Source organism: Brevibacterium sp. GP-SGM9 (genome assembly GCF_047300845.1).
Lineage (GTDB): Bacteria > Actinomycetota > Actinomycetes > Actinomycetales > Brevibacteriaceae > Brevibacterium.
Genome location: NZ_CP178563.1, coordinates 771,774 through 791,831 on the forward strand (window position 1 = coordinate 771,774; position 20,058 = coordinate 791,831).

Annotated in this window: 21 protein-coding genes; 4 read left to right on the forward strand and 17 right to left on the reverse strand. The window is 63.3% G+C overall.

Going from position 1 to position 20,058, the window contains the following annotated elements; translation table 11 throughout:
- From ACH82I_RS03455 to ACH82I_RS03480, 6 genes are all read right to left on the reverse strand, one after another.
- The gene (locus tag ACH82I_RS03455) at nt 1–519 is read right to left on the reverse strand and encodes a DinB family protein (protein WP_230743721.1); all 519 of its coding nucleotides are present in this window, start codon (nt 517–519) and stop codon (nt 1–3) included.
- Entirely contained in the window at nt 516–908 is a 393-nt protein-coding gene (locus ACH82I_RS03460; RefSeq protein ID WP_413335499.1) for a VOC family protein, read from the reverse strand. Before ACH82I_RS03460 ends, ACH82I_RS03455 begins: the two co-directional genes overlap by 4 nt.
- A gap of 176 nt (nt 909–1,084) precedes the next feature.
- On the reverse strand, nt 1,085–1,903 hold the full coding sequence (locus tag ACH82I_RS03465; RefSeq protein ID WP_413335501.1) for a thioesterase family protein: 819 nt from the start codon (nt 1,901–1,903) through the stop codon (nt 1,085–1,087).
- Between the two features lie 118 nt (nt 1,904–2,021).
- The gene (locus tag ACH82I_RS03470) at nt 2,022–2,489 is read right to left on the reverse strand and encodes a hypothetical protein (RefSeq protein WP_413335502.1); all 468 of its coding nucleotides are present in this window, start codon (nt 2,487–2,489) and stop codon (nt 2,022–2,024) included.
- 227 nt (nt 2,490–2,716) lie between these two features.
- Nucleotides 2,717–4,945, reverse strand: a complete 2,229-nt coding sequence (locus ACH82I_RS03475) for a S1 family peptidase (protein WP_413335504.1) — start codon at nt 4,943–4,945, stop codon at nt 2,717–2,719.
- 267 nt (nt 4,946–5,212) lie between these two features.
- Nucleotides 5,213–7,099, reverse strand: a complete 1,887-nt coding sequence (locus tag ACH82I_RS03480; protein WP_230743716.1) for an LPXTG cell wall anchor domain-containing protein — start codon at nt 7,097–7,099, stop codon at nt 5,213–5,215.
- Between the two features lie 212 nt (nt 7,100–7,311).
- On the opposite strand from ACH82I_RS03480, the gene ACH82I_RS03485 reads away from it, so the two are divergent.
- Genes ACH82I_RS03485 through ACH82I_RS03495 form a run of 3 tightly spaced genes read left to right on the forward strand, consistent with a single transcriptional unit; the run spans nt 7,312 to nt 9,086 of the window.
- Nucleotides 7,312–7,791, forward strand: coding sequence for an META domain-containing protein (locus tag ACH82I_RS03485; RefSeq protein WP_230743715.1), 480 nt, complete (start codon nt 7,312–7,314; stop codon nt 7,789–7,791).
- A complete protein-coding gene (locus tag ACH82I_RS03490; RefSeq protein ID WP_413335505.1) occupies nt 7,788–8,114 on the forward strand; it encodes an META domain-containing protein in 327 nt (108 codons plus the stop codon). Before ACH82I_RS03485 ends, ACH82I_RS03490 begins: the two co-directional genes overlap by 4 nt.
- Nucleotides 8,115–9,086: a DUF808 domain-containing protein gene (locus ACH82I_RS03495; protein WP_413335507.1), complete on the forward strand. Its 972-nt coding sequence runs from the start codon at nt 8,115–8,117 to the stop codon at nt 9,084–9,086.
- A 33-nt stretch (nt 9,087–9,119) separates the two neighbouring features.
- Here ACH82I_RS03495 and ACH82I_RS03500 read toward each other — a convergent pair whose 3' ends face one another.
- The 8 genes from ACH82I_RS03500 to ACH82I_RS03535 form a co-directional block, all read right to left on the reverse strand.
- A complete protein-coding gene (locus tag ACH82I_RS03500; protein WP_230743712.1) occupies nt 9,120–10,067 on the reverse strand; it encodes an ABC transporter substrate-binding protein in 948 nt (315 codons plus the stop codon).
- A 64-nt stretch (nt 10,068–10,131) separates the two neighbouring features.
- The gene (locus ACH82I_RS03505; protein ID WP_230743711.1) at nt 10,132–10,974 is read right to left on the reverse strand and encodes an ABC transporter ATP-binding protein; all 843 of its coding nucleotides are present in this window, start codon (nt 10,972–10,974) and stop codon (nt 10,132–10,134) included.
- Nucleotides 10,971–11,984 carry a FecCD family ABC transporter permease gene (locus tag ACH82I_RS03510; RefSeq protein WP_413336735.1) on the reverse strand — a complete coding sequence of 338 codons (1,014 nt, stop codon included), beginning with the start codon at nt 11,982–11,984 and terminating at the stop codon, nt 10,971–10,973. Before ACH82I_RS03510 ends, ACH82I_RS03505 begins: the two co-directional genes overlap by 4 nt.
- An 86-nt stretch (nt 11,985–12,070) precedes the next feature.
- Nucleotides 12,071–13,138: an iron chelate uptake ABC transporter family permease subunit gene (locus ACH82I_RS03515; RefSeq protein ID WP_413335510.1), complete on the reverse strand. Its 1,068-nt coding sequence runs from the start codon at nt 13,136–13,138 to the stop codon at nt 12,071–12,073.
- Nucleotides 13,139–13,224: 86 nt separating this feature from the next.
- Nucleotides 13,225–13,719, reverse strand: coding sequence for a SufE family protein (locus ACH82I_RS03520; RefSeq protein ID WP_413335512.1), 495 nt, complete (start codon nt 13,717–13,719; stop codon nt 13,225–13,227).
- Nucleotides 13,719–14,627, reverse strand: coding sequence for a sulfurtransferase (locus tag ACH82I_RS03525; RefSeq protein WP_413335514.1), 909 nt, complete (start codon nt 14,625–14,627; stop codon nt 13,719–13,721). The genes ACH82I_RS03520 and ACH82I_RS03525 overlap by 1 nt, the downstream gene beginning before the upstream one ends.
- A gap of 180 nt (nt 14,628–14,807) precedes the next feature.
- Nucleotides 14,808–15,596 (reverse strand): alpha/beta fold hydrolase, encoded by a 789-nt coding sequence (locus tag ACH82I_RS03530; protein ID WP_413335516.1) that lies wholly within the window; start codon nt 15,594–15,596, stop codon nt 14,808–14,810.
- Between the two features lie 22 nt (nt 15,597–15,618).
- A complete protein-coding gene (locus ACH82I_RS03535; protein WP_413335518.1) occupies nt 15,619–16,113 on the reverse strand; it encodes an ATPase in 495 nt (164 codons plus the stop codon).
- Between the two features lie 61 nt (nt 16,114–16,174).
- Here ACH82I_RS03535 and ACH82I_RS03540 point away from each other — a divergent pair, with 61 nt between their 5' ends.
- Nucleotides 16,175–16,633: an NUDIX hydrolase gene (locus tag ACH82I_RS03540; protein ID WP_135447272.1), complete on the forward strand. Its 459-nt coding sequence runs from the start codon at nt 16,175–16,177 to the stop codon at nt 16,631–16,633.
- A gap of 127 nt (nt 16,634–16,760) precedes the next feature.
- Here ACH82I_RS03540 and ACH82I_RS03545 read toward each other — a convergent pair whose 3' ends face one another.
- The 3 genes from ACH82I_RS03545 to ACH82I_RS03555 form a co-directional block, all read right to left on the reverse strand.
- Nucleotides 16,761–17,723 carry an ABC transporter substrate-binding protein gene (locus ACH82I_RS03545; protein ID WP_413335520.1) on the reverse strand — a complete coding sequence of 321 codons (963 nt, stop codon included), beginning with the start codon at nt 17,721–17,723 and terminating at the stop codon, nt 16,761–16,763.
- A 110-nt stretch (nt 17,724–17,833) separates the two neighbouring features.
- Complete coding sequence (locus ACH82I_RS03550) at nt 17,834–19,312, reverse strand: amino acid permease (protein WP_413335522.1); 1,479 nt, start codon at nt 19,310–19,312, stop codon at nt 17,834–17,836.
- Between the two features lie 90 nt (nt 19,313–19,402).
- Nucleotides 19,403–20,050, reverse strand: a complete 648-nt coding sequence (locus ACH82I_RS03555) for a response regulator (protein ID WP_413336736.1) — start codon at nt 20,048–20,050, stop codon at nt 19,403–19,405.
- Nucleotides 20,051–20,058: the final 8 nt, after the last annotated feature.

The window sequence follows — 20,058 nt, forward strand, 5'->3', positions numbered from 1 at the left end:
TCAGTCCCCAGTCACACCGTCGATGTCCTCACGAATGAGGTCGGCATGGCCGGCGTGACGGGCATATTCCTCGATCATATGGATGAGCACCCAGCGGACGTTGAATCGGTGTCCCGAGCTGCTCTCGCGGGCGACCAGTGTGTCGAGGTCGTCGATACCCGCCAGTATCTCCCGTGAACGCTCACAGGCGCGATCATAGAGGCCGAGCAGATATTCAGGAGAGTCATCGGCAGCGGTGCGGAATTCCCACTCCGGATCGGCTTTCCAGTCGATGTCAGCCCAGGGTTCGCCCAGTTCCTGGCCGAGGATGTCTTCGGCGAACCATGACTCTTCGACGAGGCTGAGGTGTTTGATGATTCCGCCGAGGGTGAGAGTCGAGGAGGCGATCGTGTGTGAGAGCGCAGTCGAATCGAGTCCGGAGACCTTTCGTCGCATCACCTGCCGGTAGTAGTCGAGGAATTCTTCGAGGCCCTGACGTTCGCTCGGAGCATCCGCGGGCTCGATCAGCGGATCACTCATGCGGCAGGCTCGCTCTCTCCGGTCTGCTTCTTGCGGCCGATGTCGAAGACATTGCCCTCTGGGTCCTTCAGCGTGGTCCATTCGATGCCGTATTCGTCGAAGGAGGCCAAACGTTCGGCACCCAGTGAGAGCGCCTTGTCGACGTCGGCGGGGTAGTTCGGATCGTCGAGGTCGATGTGCAACGGGTTCTTGCTCTCCGCCCGGTCATCGACCCGGAGGAAGAGCATGCCCGGAGTCGGCGATTCGCCGTTGTGGACGCCGCCGATGCTTGCGACCTGGTCATTGGCTCCCTCATCGATCTCGGCGCCGAGCAGTTCGGCCCAGAACAGCGATTGGATGGCGACGTCTTTGCAGTCGAAGGTGATGCTCAATGACGACAGCGATGCCATGGCACAGGTCCTTTCCAGGTGACCGGTTCGTGCCTCCCACTCTAGCCCGGTCCGATGACACGGGCACCGGTGCCGTCATCGGTGTCCATCGGCCGTCTTCGCCCGTCACCGAGGGTCATTGCACGTCTCACCTGACCGCCGATGCTCTGTTTTCGAAGTTGGGCACGAGTCCGAGCTCAGTCACGGGGCTGCCTGGCCAACTGTCGAGACTGGGCGACGAGCCGGCCTGCGGAGTCCCACAGCTCGCAGTCCTCTTCGAACATCCCGCCGGCGATATTGCGCGTAGAGACCTTCACCCCGATCCACCCGGGGGCCGGAACCGCCCGAACATGCGCAGTCAGTTCCATGGTCGGCGCCCAGTTGAACCGCCCGAGGTCGAACATCACCGGCGGGAACGCGTCGAGGAACGCCAGAAGCGCCAGCGAGTCGGGTTCGGTCCCATCGGCGAAGCGGACCCAGCCCTGCAGCAGGCCGCGCCCGCTGGGCTTGCCCACGGCGAAGCCGGTGGTGGCCGGGTCCAGGCGCATCTCGTATCGTCCGAGCAGGGGCGCGACCGCCAGGAACTCCTCGCTCGCCTCGGCGACATCGATGCATGAGTCAGGAGACGGCATGTCAGGCGGCGTGGCCGTGGTCGCCACATCATCGGGAAGCCCGCCGAGGTTGCCCATCGTCGCCAGTGCGGTGATCTTCGGGGCGCCGGCTTGGGCGAGGTCGAGCGCGAAGGTGGCGCTGGACCTGCCTTCACGAATGGTGCGTGTGCTGATGTCCGCTGGGCCTTCTCCTCCGGGGCCGAGGTAGTACATCGAGACCACGAGCGGATCGGGGGTGTTCGGGCTGGCTTCCCGCAGGGTGCGTCCTGCCAGAGCCAGGAGATATCCCCCGTTGACGGCTCCGGCAACGCTCCAGCCGGTGCCGATTTCTGCTGAGTAGGTGTTCGCGGATCGGCGTTCGACGGCGGTGGCTCGAGCGAACTCGCTCTGTGACGATGGGTTCATGTGAGACACATTACCAAGTACTGAACGATCGTACAGTCAGTGCGGCCTCTGGGTCTGCCTTTCATTGCCTCGGCGGTAGTTCCCGGTGACTCGCGCGAGCACCTGCTGATCAGCCTCGTCACTTCGTCCGAGCTTCGGAATCAGGGCGGCAGCCTTCTTTCCTCACTGCTCGTCCGCCTCGGCGGATTATGAGCACACCGGATTTCGTCACTTGATAGTCGAACGGATCGTCTTCGATGCTCACTTGACGACTCCCCTCTGCCGCTTCGCCCGCGGTCGCCGCCGCAGGTGCCTCTAGTCTGTAAGCATGAGCATAACGCTGAACCGCATCGACCCGCAGGGCTCCGACCGGGAAGCGCTCATCGAGTTCTTCACGAGCAACGACTTTCCGTTCCATGTGCGATCCGGGCCGTGGACGCGTGTCCAGATCGAAGACCACATCGACGCGGGAGACTTCTGCAGCGACGAAACTGCCGCCTATTGGCTCGATGACGATGTCCTGGGCAGGGTCGGATATCTGCGCTTCGAAGATCTGCAGGATGACACGGCGATGTTCGAACGTGCTGGGTGGACGAAGGAAGCGCATTATCGTCGTGCTTGGCCGACTGCGGACGGTCATGCACGTGACACGGTGGCTTACGCGATTCTGTGTGAGGAGTGGGAGCACGGCACTGCCGTCGGCTTCCTCAGGATTCAGCCGGCAGCTCGGTTCGCTGCCCGTTCTCGCGCATAGAGAATGCCCCCGGTCCGAAGACCGGGGGCATTCCTGTGAACTCTCAGTTGGCAGTCACTGTGTGACCGTCAACGCTGTCTTCAGTTCTGCTTGTTGCGACGCAGGGTCAGAACCACTGCGGCACCACCGACGAGGAGGAGTCCCGCACCAGCCGCGAGGCCGGTCAGTTCAGCACCGGTGCGAGGCAGATCAGATCCGCCGTCACCATTGCCGTCGTCGTCACCATCGTTACCGCCGCCACCGTTTCCGTCTTCATCGGAAACGACCTCGAAGGAGCCGTTGAGGGCCTCTTCGTCAGCGGTGTCGTTGGCGCCGGTGACCTGGACGTCGTACTTACCGAGGTAAGCGGACGGGTCGGCGGCGCTGGTGCCGTAGATCGAGAAGCCGGCGACGCCGTCTTCGTTGGCAGTCTCGTCGAGGGTGATGCCTTCGACGTTGTCAGGACCCGAGGTGACCTTGAGGGTGACCTTCTCGCCCTCTTCGAAGCCTTCGGCCTTGATCTGCACGCCCTTGTCCTTCTTCACGAAGTCGCTGGCGGTGACCTCCTTCGGGTCAACGGTCAGCTTGCGCTCAACAGGAGCGTCGTCGGAGGCTTCGACTGTCACCACGAAGCTGGTGGCCTCGGAGGTTTCTCCGTCGACGGTTGCAGTGGCGGTGTAGGCGTACTCGCCGGCTTCGGCAGGAGCCTCAGCCTTGAAGTTGCCTTCACCGTCAGCCTTGACAGTGACATTGCCCGCTGCCGGGACGTCAGCCTGTGCCTTTGCAGAGCCTGCCTGCGCATCGCCTGCGGCCTTCCAGCTCAGCTTCACGTCTGCATTGGGAGCAGCCTTGCCGGTGATGTTTCCGCCTTCGCCGACAGTCTGGTCTCCGACCTTGGGCGCATCTGGAGCGGTCGGCTCGTCACCGTCGTCAGATCCGTCAGCATCGTCGTCCTTGCCGTCGGCAGCTGCATCGGCTTCCGCATCCTTGCCGTCGGCAGAGTCGTCAGCGTTCGCGTCGTCACCCTCGGCAGCGGCGTCAGCTTCTGCTCCCTTGGCGTCATCGGCGGCATCTGCGTTCGCGTCGTCACCTTCAGCAGCGGCGTCGGCATCAGCGTTGTCGCCTTCAGCGGCAGCATCTGCATCGGCTTCTGCTTCGTTGCCATCGGCAGAGTCATCAGCGTTCGCGTCGTCACCTTCAGCAGCGGCGTCGGCGTTCTGATCGTCGTCACCCGGAGGCTCCTCGTCCGGCTTCTCAAGCGAGAAGTCGACATCAGACTGCTCCAGCGAGTAGTCAAGGTCGGCTACCCAGCCGAACTGCTGAGTCGCATCGTAAGGTCCACCACCGGAAATGACTCCGACCGCCGTCTCACCCTGGAATACCGCACCACCTGAGTCGCCCGGCTGCGAAAACGGCTTCGACTGTGGTGAGAGCACACCAAAGCCGTGCACCCAGTAACCACCGATGTTGGAGAAATCGAATGCGTCGTTGTACTTGGTGAAGACTTCACCCTCGGTCAGCCCCGTGGTGCGCCCGGACTTACTCACAGTGCCGTCGGAATGCGCACCGACCTTGGTGATTTCGGTTGCAAGATCTGCACCCAAGTCGTTTGTGCTGGCGGAATCCCAGTTGGTCACGCCATTCTTGACAGCGTAGTTCGAATCGTCAACGTTAATCACAGCGAAGTCGATGTCCGAATCCTTCGGCTGTGGCCAAGCATCCGGATCGTTGCCGGTGAGGAGATCCCCGCTTCCGTAGCTGTGGAAGCCCCACTCGCCGATGACGCCGTTGCCCGATGGATCGAATCCTTCTCCATCATTGGCAGGAGCGGTCGAAGGCAACTCGGTTTCGTTGACGGTAGTGTCGCCGGAGATCACGCCGGTGTCTGGATTGTAATTCTTTGAGCAGTGTCCAGCGGTCAGAACCACGGGATCACCCGCCGAGTTCCATCCAGAGAAACCTGTCGAACAAGCGCCACTCCCCGCGGGAGAGTTTGCGAGGTACCCTGCACCACCTACGAGATCGTTCTCCGCGTAAGGATCAAGTTGCTTGATCCCTTCGACGAAGTTAACGTTCTCGTACTTCTTCTCAAGCTTTTCCATGTCGGCCGTCTTCTCGACCACACCGAGATTCAGCTTTCCATTTTTCTCGCCGTAGGCGTTCACGCCTTCGACGCCGGAAAGTACATTCTGAATTTGAGCGTCGCTCTGCACGTTGAGCTTCTGCGGCCCGGCGTCGGCCATGGCAGGGGCAGCAACAAACGCACTGCCGAGACCGAGCGCCGCTGCGGCGGTCAGTGCCAGCGAACTCTGCACGAGTTTCTTCTGCATATGTGTTCGTCTCTCTTATCGGGAGCTTGAAATATCACAACTTGATGACCTAAGTCACGATAAGGTTACGGCCTGCGGTCAGCGAGTACCAAGAAATGGGCTCGAAAACTGTGAACTAAATGAACGAAACAAAGGGCGTTGCTGAATGCCCTCGACCCGCAGTCCGCCCCCGGGAGCCGCCGACAATACAGAACGCCCCTGGTCCGAAGACCAGGGGCGCTCAGCTGTGCACTCAGCAGGTCACTGACGCGACCTTGTGAGCCGTATTCAGTTCTTCTTGTTTCGACGCAGGGTCAGGAACACCGCGGTTCCACCGACAACGAGGAGACCTGCACCAGCCGCGAGGCCGGTCAGCTCAGCACCGGTGCGAGGCAGATCCGATCCGCCATCACCGTTGCCATCGTCATCGCCGCCGTTGCCGCCGCCGTTTCCGTCTTCGTCCTCGACGACGTTGAACGATCCGGCCAGAGCCTTCTCATCGTCCGTGTCGTTGGCGCCGGTGACCTGGACGTCGTACTTGCCGAGGTAGACCGAGGGGTCGGAGTCGCTGGTTCCGTAGATGGAGAATGCAGCAACGCCTTCCTCATTGGCGGTCTCGTCGAGGGTGATGCCCTTGACGTTCTCAGGACCGGAAGCAACCTTGAGGGTGACCTTCTCGCCCTCTTCGAAGCCCTTGACCGAGACCGTCACGCCCTTGTCTTCCTTCACGAAGTCAGAGGCAGCGATCTCCTTGGGGTCAACGTTGATCTCGCGCTCTACAGGAGCAGGAGTCTCGGTCTCGTCTTCCTTCACCGTGACGGTGAAGTCGGTCGAATCGGATTCCTGCCCATCGACGACAGCGGTCGCCGAGTAGTCGTAGTCGCCTTCGGCTTCGGGGCCCTCGAGAGTGAAGTTGCCGTCCTTGTCGGCCTTCACCGTTTCAGAACCATCCTTGGCGGCCTGGGCCCCCTTGGCGGCGTGCCACTCGACCTTGACCTCGGCACCGGCTGCGGCCTTGCCCTTCACATCACCCTTGGGTTCGATCGTCTGATCCTTGGCTTCGGGAGCGTCCGGGGCCTCTGGGGTCTCATCGGCAGGGTCCTTGAGGCTGAAATCGACACCGGACTCCTCGAGCGAGTGATCGAGATCGGCAACCCAGCCGAACTGGCGATCGCTGCCGTCGTCCAGAGGTCCGCCACCGGAGATGACGCCGACTGCGGTGTCTCCCTGGAAGACTGCGCCACCGGAGTCGCCCGGCTGTGAGAAGGGCTTGCTTTCGGGAGAAGTCACGCCGAAGCCGTGGACCCAGTATCCGCCGACGTTCGCGTAGTCAAATTGATCGTTGTACTCGGTGAAGACATCCCCTTCAGTCAGTCCTGTAGTCCGGCCCGACTTCTGGATCTTTCCGTCTTTGTGTGCACCGACCTTGGTGATGTCAGTGGCCAACTTCGACGACAGGTCGTTCGAATCTGCGCTCGACCAATCGGTCACGCCATTCTTGACGTTGTACTTCGACTTGTCGACGTTGATTACGGCGAAGTCGATGTCGCTGGCCTTGGCAGTCGACGGGTCCTCACTTCCATCGAGCAGATCTCCGCTGCCGTAACTGTGGTAGCCCCAGTCACCGAGCACTCCATTGCCGGACTTCTTAAAGCCTTCTCCGCCGTTGGCGGGCGCGGACTTAGGCTCTTCGGTCTCACTGACGGTGGAATCACCAGTGATCTCACCGGACTCTTCGATGATCTTCGAGCAGTGACCAGCGGTCAGGATGACCGGGTTGCCGTCACCGTCCCAACCGGAGAATCCGGTCGAGCATGCTCCCGATCCCCCGTCGACTTCGGCGAGGTAACCGGCGCCGCCCACGACATCGTTCTCGGCGTAGCGCTTGAGTTCTTTGACGCCCTCGGTGACATTGATGTTCTTGTACTTCTTCTCGAGATCTTTGATCTCGGAAGTCTTCTTCTCGACGCCGAGGTTGAGCTTGCCGCCCTTGGCACCATATGCGTTGATGCCGTCGACGTCGGCAAGGGCCTTCTGGACCTGAGTTTCGCTCTGGACATCCAACTTCTGCGGACCGTTGTCGGCCATGGCTGGCGACGCAGTGAGCGCACCGCCGAGGCCGAGCGCCGCTGCGGCGCTCAATGCCAGCGAACTCTGAACGAGCTTCTTCTGCATACTCTTTGATTCCCTTGATCGGATTCTCTGTTGCGATCGTCTGACCCGGCGACCGGGCGCAGTCTTTCAACCTCTGAAAGATTACGGTTTGATCACGACGAGGTGCAAGAACAATGCATGTTGCTCGTGAACACAACTTACAGAAGTCGGATTCATCGGCTTCTCAGCGTTGTGTCCAGACGACGGCCAAGAGCCCCAGTTATGATCGGGACATGCCGAACCACACTCTGTTCAGAACCTCAGCCGTGTCCCGGGGCGGCGCCCGACTCGCCCTGGGCGTGGTGATCCTCGCCTGTGCTCTTCCACTCGCCGCCTGCGACACCGGGGTCGACCCCCGACAACCGAGCACTTCGTCCCCGAGCGAATCCGCTGCCAGCGAGAGCCCGACCTATGACGCCGGCGCCCTCGATCCCACCGGAAAATGGACCTCCCCCGAAGCTGGCGACCCATTCCTCGCGTTCGCCGAAGACGGCTCGCTCAAAGGCTCGGACGGGTGCAACGCGATCTCGACGACGTGGAAGGTCGAAGACGACACAGTGACCATCGAATCGTTCATGTCCACACAGAAGGCCTGCGCCGGAGTGGACACCTGGCTGAGCAAAGCAGCCAGCGCATCGATCGAAGGCAATGTCATGAAGGTCATGGACGGTCAAGGCAAAGTCATCGGCGGACTGGAGAAGGAAGACAAATGACACATTCGGTCATCGGAAAATGGGTTGCCGAGCAGAACGCACGCGCATTCCTCGAGTTCAAAGAAGACGGCTCGCTCTCCGGCAGCGACGGGGCCAACCGGATCGTCACCACTTGGACTGATGAAGAGAACGGCCCCACTGTGAAGCCCTCGCTCACGACGCTCATGGCAGCGCCCAACATGGTGACCTGGGTGACGAAGGCGCGTCGAGTCGAACCCGACGGCAGAGAACTCAAGCTCTACGACTCAGAAGACAACAACCTCGGGGTGCTCATCAGAGACGAAGCTGCCGAAAGCCCCGACACCAGCGGCGGGCGACGATAGATGGCCGGAGGCCTCTTCGCACTCCTCGACGACGTCGCGGCTCTGGTCAAGCTCTCCGCAGCCAGCCTCGATGACGTCGCCGCGGGTGCCTCACGCGCAGGAGCGAAGACCGTCGGCGTCGTCGTCGACGATGCCGCAGTGACCCCGAAATTCGTCGAGGGCGTCAACCCCGCCCGCGAACTCCCGATCATCAAACGCATCGCCCTGGGCTCGCTGGTCAACAAGATCGTCATCATCCTGCCGATCATCCTTCTGCTCAGCCAGTTCGTGCCCTGGCTGCTGACGCCCCTGCTGATGGTCGGCGGCACCTACCTGTGCTTCGAAGGCGCGGAGAAGATCTTCGAGAAGTTCGGCTGGATCGAACACCACCAGGAACCGAAGAAGGAATCGAAGCACGGGAAGTCCGACGACGGAGACGCCGAGAAGAAGATCGTCCGCTCCGCCATCACCACCGACTTCGTGCTCAGCTGCGAGATCATGGTCATCGCCCTCAACGAGGTGACCAGTGAAGCGCTCCTGCCCCGGGCCATCATCCTCGTCATCGTCGCTCTGGCCATCACCATCGGCGTCTATGGAGTCGTCGCACTCATCGTGAAGATGGATGACATCGGCCTGCACATGGCACAGAGGGTCGCACCGGGACCCCAGAAGTTCGGCCGTTTCCTCGTCCAAGCTATGCCGAAGCTGCTGGCCGGCCTGTCCGTCGTCGGCACCTTCGCGATGCTCTGGGTCGGCGGCCACATCATCCTCGTCGGCACTGACGAGCTCGGCTGGCACGCGCTCTACGGCTTCGTCCACCACCTCGAGGAACCCCTGGCCGCGGTTGCAGGCGTGGGAGGATTCCTCGCCTGGCTGGTCAACACCTTCTTCTCACTCATCCTCGGGGCCATCTGGGGAGCGATCGTCGCCGGCATTGCCATCGCCTTCACGAAGCTGTTCAAGGGCGGCAAGCACAGGACCGCAGAGGCCTGACCACAAGACCGGCGACTCTGGGCGACCGCGATCCTACTTTCCCAAGATCTCCTTCATCCCGCCCTGCTCATTCAGCCAGGTCAGACTGGCCGGACTCGCACCGTTGAGCGCCGAGTCGAACTCCGTGTCGACGAATTCCGCGTTTCCGTTCTTCACCGATGGCAGGGAGTCATATGCCGGATTCTCTTCGACTTGTTTCTTGCCCTGATCGTCCAAGGGCCAGATCAGCAGGTAGTCGGCATCGAGTTCGCTCATCTTCTCGAACGAAAGTTCGTAGCTGTTGACCTCGTCTTCGCTCTGATGCTTGCCCGGTTCGAGTCCGTAGAGTTCGAGCGGTTTCGCCTTGCCGAAGAAGATCGAACCCCGCTGCGGAGAGATCAGCTGATACGTCTTGCCCTGGACGCCGAGTTCTTTGCCTTCCTCGCCGAGTTCTGACTCTGTCGAACTGATGAGATCCTCGGCTTCGTCATCAAGACCAAGCGCCGAACCCACTGTCTTCACTGTGGAGTCCCAGTCGGGATTGGCTGCCTCCGAGTCCGGTGTCACCACCGGTGCGATCTCCGAGAGCTGTTCGTACACCTTCTTATCGGTGACGTTCCAGGGTGCTGCGAAGATGAGGTCGGGCTCGAGTGCAGCGATCTTCTCCACGTCGACGGTGAAGTCCTCTTCCCCGACGAGCGTGATATCGACCGTCTCGGCGTCGATATTCTGCTGCCAGGGATAGCGTCCGTCCTCACCGGCCATGGTCGAACCGGCCACAGCGCTCGGTGCCTTCCCAAGCGCCGCCGCCACGTCGGCTGCCGCAGATTGCAGAGCAACGATCCGTTCAGGGTTCGCCGGAACCTCGACCTCGCCCTGACCGGTTTTAACGGTGATGGGGGCTTCCGAGGACTCATCGGCGGCCGATTCCGCGCCAGAGCATCCGGCGAGCAGGAGGGCGGAGGCGGCAATGGCGGACACGGTGATCGAGATGCGCTTCATCTGCTATTCCTTTGTCAGTCGGGTGGTGATGGGAGCCCGGCCGTGTGAGGGTTCCTCGACAAACTCAGAGCCTGGTGGACGCATCTCGTTCGGCGAAGGTCTTCTTCGGCTTGCCCGCCACGATCATCGGCGCCCCGGTGACCGGATCATCGATGACGGTGCATTCGATTCCGAAGACCTCATGCACGAGCTCCGAGGTGACGATCTGGGAAGGCGCACCCTGAGCGACGACGGCACCGTTCTTCATCGCGATGATCTCGTCGGCGTAGCGGCACGCCTGGTTGAGATCGTGGAGGACCGCGACGAGTGTGTGACCGTGTTCGTTGTTGAGCTGGGAGAACAAGTCGAGCAGCTCGATCTGGAAGGCCACGTCGAGGAAGGTCGTCGGTTCGTCGAGTAGCAGCAGCGGAGTCTCCTGCGCCAGCACCATGGCCACCCAGACGCGCTGACGCTGTCCGCCGGAGAGCTCATCGACGAGGCGGGAGGACAGGATCTCCGTGTTCGTCGCCCGCAGCGCTGCCAGCACCGCGGTCTCATCGGCATCGGTCCACTGCTTGAGGAACGACTGGTGCGGATGCCTGCCGCGAGAGACGAGTTCGCCGACGGTGATGCCCTCGGGAGCGATCGAGCTCTGCGGCAGCAGACCCAGGCGACGAGCGATCTGCTTCGTCTTCAATTTCGCGATGTTGCTGCCATCGAGCAGCACCGCGCCCTTGGCCGGGGGAAGCAGACGCGCCAGTGCACGCAGCAGAGTCGACTTGCCGCAGGCGTTGGGCCCGACGATGACGGTGAACTTCCTCTCCGGGATAGCGACATTGAGGTCGCTGACGATCTGCCGATTGTCGTAGGCGAGATCCAGATCCTGCGCGACCAACGGTGCCTGTGAGGGTTCGGTGATGATGCTCATTGTGCCTTCCGAGCTTCTTGGATGAGGAGCCAGATCAAGTAGATTCCGCCGATGCAGACGGTGACGACACCGACGGGAAGTTGGATGTCGCCCAAAGCATGCTGGGCGATGAGGTCGGCGGCCACCAGCAGAAGCGCGCCGACGGCGGCCGCGCTGAGCATGCTCGTGCCCTGTGCCTTGGCAATCCGACGTCCGATCTGCGGCGCTGCCAGCGCCACGAATGCGATCGGTCCTGCCGCCGCGGTGACCACGGCGACGAGGGCGACGGCGACGAGGATGAGCACGGCACGGACCGGTTCGTTGCGCGCACCAAGTGCCTTCGCGGTGTCGTCGCCGAGTTCGAGTGTTCCGAGATCCCGGGCGAACAGACCGCAGCCGAGGCCGAGGAGGATGGTGCCGATCGCCGCTGGCAGGATCGTCGACCAACCCATTCCGTTGAGTGAGCCGGCACCCCAAGTGGCGGCGGCCATCGCAAGGTCGAGGTCCGCACGCATGATCAGCCACGTGTTGAAGGCATTGAGCATGGCGGTCAGGGCGATGCCGACGATAATGAGTCGGAAGCCCTGGACTCCGCCCTTCCAGGTCAGCACATAGACCAGGGCCGCGGTGAGGATGCCCCCGACGATCGCACCGAAGGCGGTGGAGACGAAGCTCGTCCCGAAGAAGATGATGGTGACGATGCCGCCGGTGTACGCGCCGGTGGAGAAGCCGATGATGTCGGGGCTGCCCAGAGGGTTGCGGGTCAGCGACTGGAACACGGCACCGGAGACACCGAGCCCCGCCCCGAGCACGATGCCGGCAAGGACTCGCGGTGCCCGCCACTCCCCGACGACGGTATTGACGATGCGCTTCTCAGCCTGTCCGAACAGTCCCTGGAAGACCTCGATCGGAGTCAGCGAGAACTTGCCGAGCAGCAGACCGGCGAAGCCGCAGGCCAACGCGAGGAGCATGACGATGCCCGCGGTGGCGACGACCCGGACATCGATGCGATGACCGAAGACGCGCACCATGGGGCGACCGAAATCGATCTTCTCCCCGGCCACAGAGCCCTTCCGGGGAACCAGCTCCGCGGACGGCGCGGAGGTATTCGTTGATTTCACAGGCCGCTTGCCTTCTTTCGACGGACGAGGGCGATGAGCACGGGCGCTCCCACGAACGCGGTGACGACTCCGACCTGCAGCTCACCCGGTTTCATCACGATGCGACCGAGAACGTCGGAGACGAGGAGGAGGATCGGCGAGAGGATGACCGAATAGCTCAGGATCCACCGTTGGTCGGGCCCGACGATCCACCGGGCGATGTGCGGGATCATCAGTCCGATGAACCCGATCGGGCCGGCCGCAGCGGTGGCTCCGCCGGCCAACAGGGTGACGGCGAGGATCGAGAACACCCTGGTGCGGTTGACCGAGGTGCCGAGGCTGGCAGCCAGATCGTCACCGAGGGCCACAGCGTTGAGTGAGTGGGAGAGGAACAGCGCGAGCACGATGCCGATGATGATGAACGGCGCAACCGCGGTGATCGTGTCGAACCCGCGTCCGGCGATCGCTCCCACATCCCAGGAGCGGAAGGCGTCGAAGGCCCGTTCGTTGGTGAGCAGGATGCCCTTCGTCAGACCGGCCAGCACGGCCGCGACGGCAACACCTGCCAAGGTCAGACGGATCGGATCGACGGAACGGTTCCGGCCGGAGGACCCGATGATGTACACGCCGGTGGTGGCCAGCAGCGCTCCCACGAAGGCGAACCAGATGTATCCGTTGATCGAGGTGACACCGAAGAAGCCGATGCCGATCGTGACGGCGAACGAGGCTCCGGCATTGACTCCGAGGATTCCCGGATCGGCCAGCGGGTTGCGTGTCAGCGCCTGGATCAGTCCGCCGGCGAGACCGAGCCCCATGCCCACAAGGATCCCGAGCAGCGTTCTGGGCAGTCGCAACTCCAGGACGACGAGCTGATCATCGGAGCCGCTGGGGTTGAAGAATGCGTCGAGAACCTCTGAGAGCGGCATGTCTCTCGTACCGATGGCCAGCGAGGCCAAGACCACGAGGACGAGCACGATGATCGCGGCGACGAGGCCGATAGCCCGCTTCGCGCGCAGGCCCTTCGAGGTCTTCTGACCGATCTGGGCTGATGCGCTCGCCTGAGGTGTGGTGGCGAGACCGGTCATAGATGTGGTCCTTCAGCGTTGGCGAGTTAAGGGCAGGCTAACCACAATGTAGCTCAAACCATTCGCTCAGCCAAACGATTTCGGCCTCAGTTCGCTGTGATCTTTCCGATCCTCTCGGCCACCTGCCTCTGGATACGGGCGAGCATTCCGCTCATGCCCCGCAGACGCAGGGGGCTGACGATTTCCGTCATCGACAGCCGCAGAGGAAGGTCGGCGGGAATCGCCAGCACCACTCCCGCATTCTGGCCGTCCAGTCCTTCATGAAGGATGCCAGCGAACCCGCGGGTCGTCGGTGCCTCAGGTGGAGCCGAGAAGTGCAGGTGCACGGTGGCCTCCTCCCCCGCCTCGGCGTTGTCGACCTCGGTGACGAGGAAGATCGGCGACTGACATTCGGGGACGGCTTCGAGCAGCTCCGGGTGGTCGGCATAGCGCTCGGGCACATCGGGCAGCTCGGAGGAGAACTCAAGCAGCAGCTGCAGACGGTCCCCGGCATCGGTCTCAGCGAAGTCGGTGACGATCTCGGCCAGCGACTCGGGAAGATCGGTCGTTTCGGGTGCGATCGGGTCGGTGTCGGCAGTCATCAGCGGCCAGGAACCTCTCCGGCCTCGGAGCCGGTGGCGATGGGCACGCGCACAGCATTGCCCCATTCGGTCCAGGACCCGTCGTAGTTGCGCACATTGTCATAGCCGAGGAGGTGCTGGAGGACGAACCACGTGTGGCTCGAGCGCTCCCCGATCCGGCAGTAGGCAATGACCTCGTCGGAGGTGCCCAGACCTGCCTGATCGGTGTAGATCTCACGCAGTTCATCCGCGGTTCTGAACGTACCGTCCTCGTTCGCGGCCTTCGCCCAGGGCACGGACTGGGCACCGGGGATGTGTCCGCCGCGCAGCGCTCCCTCTTCGGGATAGGCGGGCATATGGGTGCGTTCGCCGGAGTACTCCTCGGGGCTGCGGACATCGATGAGCGGCAGGTCGCCGAGGGTGTCGCGGACTTCGGGGAGGAAGGCACGGATGCGCGAGTCATCGCGGTCGATCACCGGGTATTCGCTGGGTTCGAGGGTTGGCTTCTCGGTGGTGAGTTCGCGGCCCTCTTCCTGCCACTTGGCGCGTCCGCCGTCCATCAGGCGGACGTCCTCGTGCCCGAACAGTGAGAAGACCCACAGGGCGTAGGCGGCCCACCAGTTGGATTTGTCACCGTAGAAGACGATCGTGTCCTCCCGGGAGATGCCTTTGGCCGAGAGCAGCTTCGCGAAGCCTTCGCCGTCGAGGTAGTCGCGGGTGACGGGATCGTTGAGTTCGGTGTGCCAGTCGACCTTGACGGCTCCGGGAATGTGCCCGGTTTCGTAGAGGAGGACGTCCTCGTCGCTTTCGACGATGACGAGCCCGGGCTGGCCGGCGTGTTCGGCGACCCATTCGGTGCTGACCAATCGGGAGCCGTCGGCGTAGTCGGCGAACTTCGGTGTGGGATCGGCCGGAATGGTTGTGCTCACTCAATCCTCCTGAGGCGTCGTGACAATCGTCCTGCTGTGTGACTCAACAGCGTCTCCGACCAGCATATTCCGCAACGGAACGAGAAGACATTCCCGGCGTCATGTGGGTCTGCAGCGCCGTGTCGCGGGGTCGTCGCGCAGGCGGGGCGACTCGAAGTGGGCCCACGCAGGACTGCGCGCTCAGCCTCGAGCGAGGAAGGTCCGCAGTGCGGAGACGAAGGCCTGCGGCTTCTCCGAATGCACCCAGTGGCCCGAGCCTTTGACCGTGAGCAGAGTCGTGCGCGGGAACAGGGCCCGCATGGCAGGCAGATCGTCGCGGGACACGTAGTCCGACCGCTCCCCCGCTACCCACAGCACCGGGTGGTCGAAGCTGCGGCCGTCCATCTCGGGGAAGTCGCCGATGGCGGGCAGGCTCCGGTAGAGGAGATCGAGGTTGGGCTGCCAGGCATATCCCGCCGATGTGGGTCTGAGGTTCTGGAGCAGGAATCCCCTGATCGTGTCCTCGGGAATCGGGCCCTGCAGGGCGCGGTCGGCCCCGGACCGGTTCGTGATCTCGTCGAGATCGAGGGCTTGGAGGCTGGAGAGGAGATGCTCGAACACTCCGAGCGAGCCGCCGGCCTGCGGGGCGATGTCGACGACGACGAGGCGGTCGATGAGCTCGGGATGCCGCAGTGCCAGGACCATGGCGACCTTGCCGCCGAGGGAGTGCCCGACCAGGTGCACGGGCAGATCATCGGGGGCGGTCACCTCGGCGATCTTCTCCGCCACGGAATCGGCGATGCCGATGTAGCTGAACTCCTCGGTCCACTCCGAATCCCCGTGGTCGGGCAGATCGATCAGCAGGCTCGAATACTCGGGTTCGAGTGCCTTGACAATCGAGGTGAAGTTCTTACCGCGGCCGAAGAGCCCGTGGAGGAAGACGATGCGTGGGCCGGTGTCACCGACCAGTCTGCTGGCGATCTCAGTCACGATCACCAGCCTACCCGGACGCTCATTCCGCTCCCGTCACGGCCCGTTCCACGGTCTCCAGCGAGGCATCGAGGTATTCGGGCGGGACGACGGGGAATCCGCCGAAGGCCTCCCGGGTCTCCTCGGTGGTGCGCGACCAGTCGTAGGTCAGCGTCACCTCGGTGCCGGACTCGCCTTCATCGAGGTCATAGCGCCACCGCCATCCCCCAGGAACGACGGTGCCCGCTTCGTCGGCCTGGCCGGGATCCCAGGCAATCGCCCGGTCGGGTTCGAAGGTGGTCACGGTGTTGTCGATCCGGTAGGCACCGCCGGCCGCTTCGTGGAACATGTCCATCGAGAAGATCTGTCCGGTCGCTGTGATCGGTCCGGTGTCGATGGCGCCTCTCACCCAGTCGCCCGGTTCGGTGTCCGGGTGTCGGTTGGGATCGGCGAGAAGGGCGAAGATCGCCGAGGCGGGGGCGGAGATCACGCGAGTGCGGACGATGTGCTCATTGGGGTATGTCGCTGCTTCGGCCATGGTCACAGCCTATTCACCCCGCACCGGGATGGGAAGAGGCCGGCGCAGGTAGGGTGAGTTCATGCACTTCTCCGACTATGACACGCGACTTGCCGGATATGCGGTGATCGTCAACGAGGACAATGAGATCCTGCTCAGCTGGTTCAACGGCGGCAACGATCGCGCTCATGCGCTGTGGACGCTGCCCGGCGGCGGGATCGAATACGAGGAGAGCATCGAGGTCGGCACGATCAGGGAGATCAAGGAGGAGACCGGCTTCGATGCCGAGCTCGTTCGACCGCTGACGACCCACAGCTTCACCGAGAATCGTCGCAGCCCCACCTTCGGCAGGTCGACTCCGCGTCCGTTCAAAGGGGTGCGGGTCGTCTATCAGGCTCGGATCACCGGTGGCACGCTCGGCACCCTCGAAGTCGACGGGACGACCGATCGCGCCGAATGGGTGTCGATCGACTCGCTGGCAGACGAACGGCACGCCCGCATCATCGACATCGGTCTTGATGCATGGCGTGCCGCTGTGTGAGGTTCCGCTGTGCGGGTCGCCGCTGTGTGAGTCGCCGCTGTGTGAGTCTGAGTCACCGGCAGGCGACCGCCTATCGGGAGGTGGCCAGCCCACCGGTGGGTGACCTAGGCCACCTCCCGATGCGCCGTTACTTCACCTTGTCGGCGATGAGGTCCGGAAGCTTCTCCGCGGTGTAGCCCGCCGAGAGGATCGAGTTGAGCGAGAAGGCCTTGCGGATGTCATCCTCGTCGTTGGTCAGCACCAGATCATGTCCGTCCTCGACGGCCGGGATCCGCTTGAACCCCGCGTCGTCGGTGACCTCGGAATCCTCGATGTAGATCGGGAAAACGAGGAGCAGATCGGCGTCGAGATCGCTCAGCTTCTCCTCGGAGATCGGCACCGAGAAGCCTTCGGCCTTCTGCGCGGCGATCGTCTCGGACTGTTTGAAGCCGAGCTGCTTCATCACCTGCACGCGTCCGGATTCTTCGACGTAGGCGCCCCACCCGTCGGCGGTCTTCGCCGCGACCGTGACCGACTTGCCGTCGAATTCGGGGTGCGCCTTGCGTGCCGCCTCGTACTTTCCGTCGAGATCGTCGAGGAGCTTCTGCCCATCGTCGGGCTTGCCCAGCGCCTGCGAGACGAGGTCGACCTGCTGATCCATGGTCGTCAGATAGTTGTCGCCGCCTTCGGGCACACCCACGGTCGGGGCGATCTCCGAGAGACGGTCGTAGCGCTCCTGCTCGCCCGAGCTGTTCGTATCGAGGATGAGGTCGGGCTCCAGGGCCGCAATCGCCTCATAGTCGGGTTCCAAGGTGGCGATGATCTCGGGGTCTTCGTCGTAGAGGTCCTCGGCCCAGGGACCGACGCCCTTGCCGCCGAACTCCACCCAGTCGGAGGCACCGACCGGCTGGACGCCGAGGGCCAGAGCGGTCTCAGCGTCACCCCAGCCGAGGGCGACGACCTTCTGCGGGTCGGCAGGAACCTCGACGCTGCCGAACTTGGTGTCGACGCTGGTGCCGGAGGCGGTGTCCTCGGTGCTGTCTCCCCCTCCGCCGCCGCAGGCGGAGAGCAGGAGTACGGAGGCGAAAATGGGAGCGAGAATTCTGCGCATGAGATCCTTCTTCAAGTGTTAGGCCAGCCTAGCTTAACGCATTGTGAGAACTCGCCGCGAACCCGCTCCACGGCCTGCGGCCACTCCTCCGCGAATCTCTGGATCGGCTCTCAGGCCGGTTTGATCTCGATTCCCGCGACGTCCATCTCCTCAAGTCTAACCGTGCGCGACGCTCGGCCGGTGACCAGACGGTGTATGCCCCACAGCAGCAGGAACGCCGGCAGACCGATGTAGGCCGACGCCACCTCGAGGACGTGACCGTCGACGACCGCCTGGACGTTCTGTCCGATGATGACGACGACGAGCATGACGAGGGCGATGATCGGCCCGATCGGGAACAGCGGGGCCCGGTAGGGCAGATCGGCGAGGTTCTTCCCCTGCCGGACGTAGGCACGGCGGAAGCGGAAGTGGCTCAAGGCGACTCCGACCCAGACGATGAATCCGGAGAGGCCCGAGACATTGATCAGCCAGGTGTAGGCACCCCCGTCTCCCATCACCTCGGTGAGGAAGCCGAACAGACCGATCGCTGCGGTGGCCAACAGCGCCATGACGGGAACTCCACGTTCGTTGAGGCGGGCGAACAGCCTCGGCGCGGTTCCCTCCTTGGCCATGGCGTAGAGCATGCGGGTCGAAGCGTAGAGGCCGGAGTTGCCGGCCGAGAGGATGGCGGTGAGGATGACGGCATTCATCACCGAGGCGGCCACGGCGATCCCGGCGCGTTCGAACACGAGAGTGAACGGCGAGGCCGTGATGTCCTCATTGTTCGCCGCCGTCAGCAGCGACGGATCGGTGTAGGGCAGGAGGAAGCCGATGATGGCGATCGCGCCGATGTAGAAGAGCATGATGCGCCAGAACACGGTGCGGATGGCGCGGGGCATGTCCCGACGCGGATTCTCCGACTCACCGGCGGTGACGCCGACGAGTTCCGTACCTTGGAAGGAGAAGCCGGCGATCATGAACACGCTGATGATCGAGACCCAACCACCGACGAACGGGGCTTCACCTCGGGTCCAGTTGCTCACCCCGGGTGAGTCTCCGCCGATGATGTCGACGATCATGAGCACACCGAGAACGAGGAAGACCAGCACCGCGGCGACCTTGATCGCGGCGAACCAGAACTCGCCTTCCCCGAAAGCCTTGGCCGAGAGGAAGTTCAGTCCACCGAGCAGCGCGAGGAAGATCGCGGCCCACACCCAGGCGGGCACATCGGGCAGCCAGAAGGACATGATGACGCCGGCGGCGACGAGCTCGGCGGCCAGGGTGATGGCCCAGTTGAACCAGTAGTTCCAGCCCATGGCGAAGCCGAAGGAGGGGCTGACGTATTTGGTTCCGTAGGTGTGGAACGAACCGGCCACGGGCAGGTGGGTCGACATCTCCCCGAGGGACTGCATGACGAAGAGGACCATGATCCCGATCGCCGCGTAGGCCAGCAGCGCACCTCCGGGGCCGGCCTGGGAGATCGTCCCGCCGGAGCCGAGGAAGAGTCCGGTGCCGATCGCTCCGCCGATGGCGATCATCTGCAGGTGCCGGGACTTCAGCCCCCGCCTGAGTTGGCGGGTCTCCCCCGCCGAGGTGGCTGTTGCGTTCATCGTGTCCCTTGCCTGTCGGAGAACTGGTGTCCCAACCGGGACCCGGCCATTCTTACCACATTCAGGTGTCCTTGGCTGGGGTGCGCGGCCTCAGGACTGGTCGAGGAAGGCCAGCACCGCTGCCACTCGACGGCTCGTCGTCTCTCCCGCATGGAGTCCGAGCTTGTCGAAGATCGCACTGATCGCCTTCTCGACGGAGCTGATCGAGACGTAGAGCCGCTCGGCGATGCCGCGGTTCGACAGGCCTTCGGCCATGGCCTCGAGGACTTCGTTCTCCCGGGGTGTGAGCGCGGACAGGGAATTCTGCTTCTCCGAGGTGTTGAGCAGCTGGCGGACGACATCGGGATCGATGACGGTGCCGCCCGCCGCGATCCGCTGAACCGATTCGAGGAACCGGTCGATATCGGTCACCCGGTTCTTCAGCAGGTACCCGACTCCCACGGTTTCGGTGCCCAGCAGCTCGGTGGCGCATTCGCGCAGCACGTACTGGCTGAGCACGAGCACCCCGATGTCCGGGTAGGTGCGTTTGATCGTCAGTGCCGCTTCGAGCCCCTCCGTGGTGTGGGTCGGCGGCATCCTGACATCGACGATGGCGAGGTTCGGGCGCAGTGCGGCCACGGCTTCGAGCAGCTGCTCTCCGTCATCGACCGAGGCGACGACGGAGATGCCCTCGTCTTCGAGGAGGCTGCGCACTCCTTCACGCAGCAGCACAGCATCGTCGGCGAGGACGACCCGCATCGCCTCGG

What these genes read in the sequence shown, in the direction of transcription:
- ACH82I_RS03455 (WP_230743721.1), bottom strand. Translation starts at nt 519, where the DNA reads ATGAGTGATCCGCTGATCGAGCCCGCGGATGCTCCGAGCGAACGTCAG.
- ACH82I_RS03460 (WP_413335499.1), bottom strand. Translation starts at nt 908, where the DNA reads ATGGCATCGCTGTCGTCATTGAGCATCACCTTCGACTGCAAAGACGTC.
- ACH82I_RS03465 (WP_413335501.1), bottom strand. Translation starts at nt 1,903, where the DNA reads ATGAACCCATCGTCACAGAGCGAGTTCGCTCGAGCCACCGCCGTCGAA.
- ACH82I_RS03470 (WP_413335502.1), bottom strand. Translation starts at nt 2,489, where the DNA reads ATGCGCTTCCTTCGTCCACCCAGCACGTTCGAACATCGCCGTGTCATC.
- ACH82I_RS03475 (WP_413335504.1), bottom strand. Translation starts at nt 4,945, where the DNA reads ATGCAGAAGAAACTCGTGCAGAGTTCGCTGGCACTGACCGCCGCAGCG.
- ACH82I_RS03480 (WP_230743716.1), bottom strand. Translation starts at nt 7,099, where the DNA reads ATGCAGAAGAAGCTCGTTCAGAGTTCGCTGGCATTGAGCGCCGCAGCG.
- ACH82I_RS03485 (WP_230743715.1), top strand. Translation starts at nt 7,312, where the DNA reads ATGCCGAACCACACTCTGTTCAGAACCTCAGCCGTGTCCCGGGGCGGC.
- ACH82I_RS03490 (WP_413335505.1), top strand. Translation starts at nt 7,788, where the DNA reads ATGACACATTCGGTCATCGGAAAATGGGTTGCCGAGCAGAACGCACGC.
- ACH82I_RS03495 (WP_413335507.1), top strand. Translation starts at nt 8,115, where the DNA reads ATGGCCGGAGGCCTCTTCGCACTCCTCGACGACGTCGCGGCTCTGGTC.
- ACH82I_RS03500 (WP_230743712.1), bottom strand. Translation starts at nt 10,067, where the DNA reads ATGAAGCGCATCTCGATCACCGTGTCCGCCATTGCCGCCTCCGCCCTC.
- ACH82I_RS03505 (WP_230743711.1), bottom strand. Translation starts at nt 10,974, where the DNA reads ATGAGCATCATCACCGAACCCTCACAGGCACCGTTGGTCGCGCAGGAT.
- ACH82I_RS03510 (WP_413336735.1), bottom strand. Translation starts at nt 11,984, where the DNA reads ATGGTGCGCGTCTTCGGTCATCGCATCGATGTCCGGGTCGTCGCCACC.
- ACH82I_RS03515 (WP_413335510.1), bottom strand. Translation starts at nt 13,138, where the DNA reads ATGACCGGTCTCGCCACCACACCTCAGGCGAGCGCATCAGCCCAGATC.
- ACH82I_RS03520 (WP_413335512.1), bottom strand. Translation starts at nt 13,719, where the DNA reads ATGACTGCCGACACCGACCCGATCGCACCCGAAACGACCGATCTTCCC.
- ACH82I_RS03535 (WP_413335518.1), bottom strand. Translation starts at nt 16,113, where the DNA reads ATGGCCGAAGCAGCGACATACCCCAATGAGCACATCGTCCGCACTCGC.
- ACH82I_RS03540 (WP_135447272.1), top strand. Translation starts at nt 16,175, where the DNA reads ATGCACTTCTCCGACTATGACACGCGACTTGCCGGATATGCGGTGATC.
- ACH82I_RS03545 (WP_413335520.1), bottom strand. Translation starts at nt 17,723, where the DNA reads ATGCGCAGAATTCTCGCTCCCATTTTCGCCTCCGTACTCCTGCTCTCC.
- ACH82I_RS03550 (WP_413335522.1), bottom strand. Translation starts at nt 19,312, where the DNA reads ATGAACGCAACAGCCACCTCGGCGGGGGAGACCCGCCAACTCAGGCGG.
- ACH82I_RS03555 (WP_413336736.1), bottom strand. Translation starts at nt 20,050, where the DNA reads ATGCGGGTCGTCCTCGCCGACGATGCTGTGCTGCTGCGTGAAGGAGTG.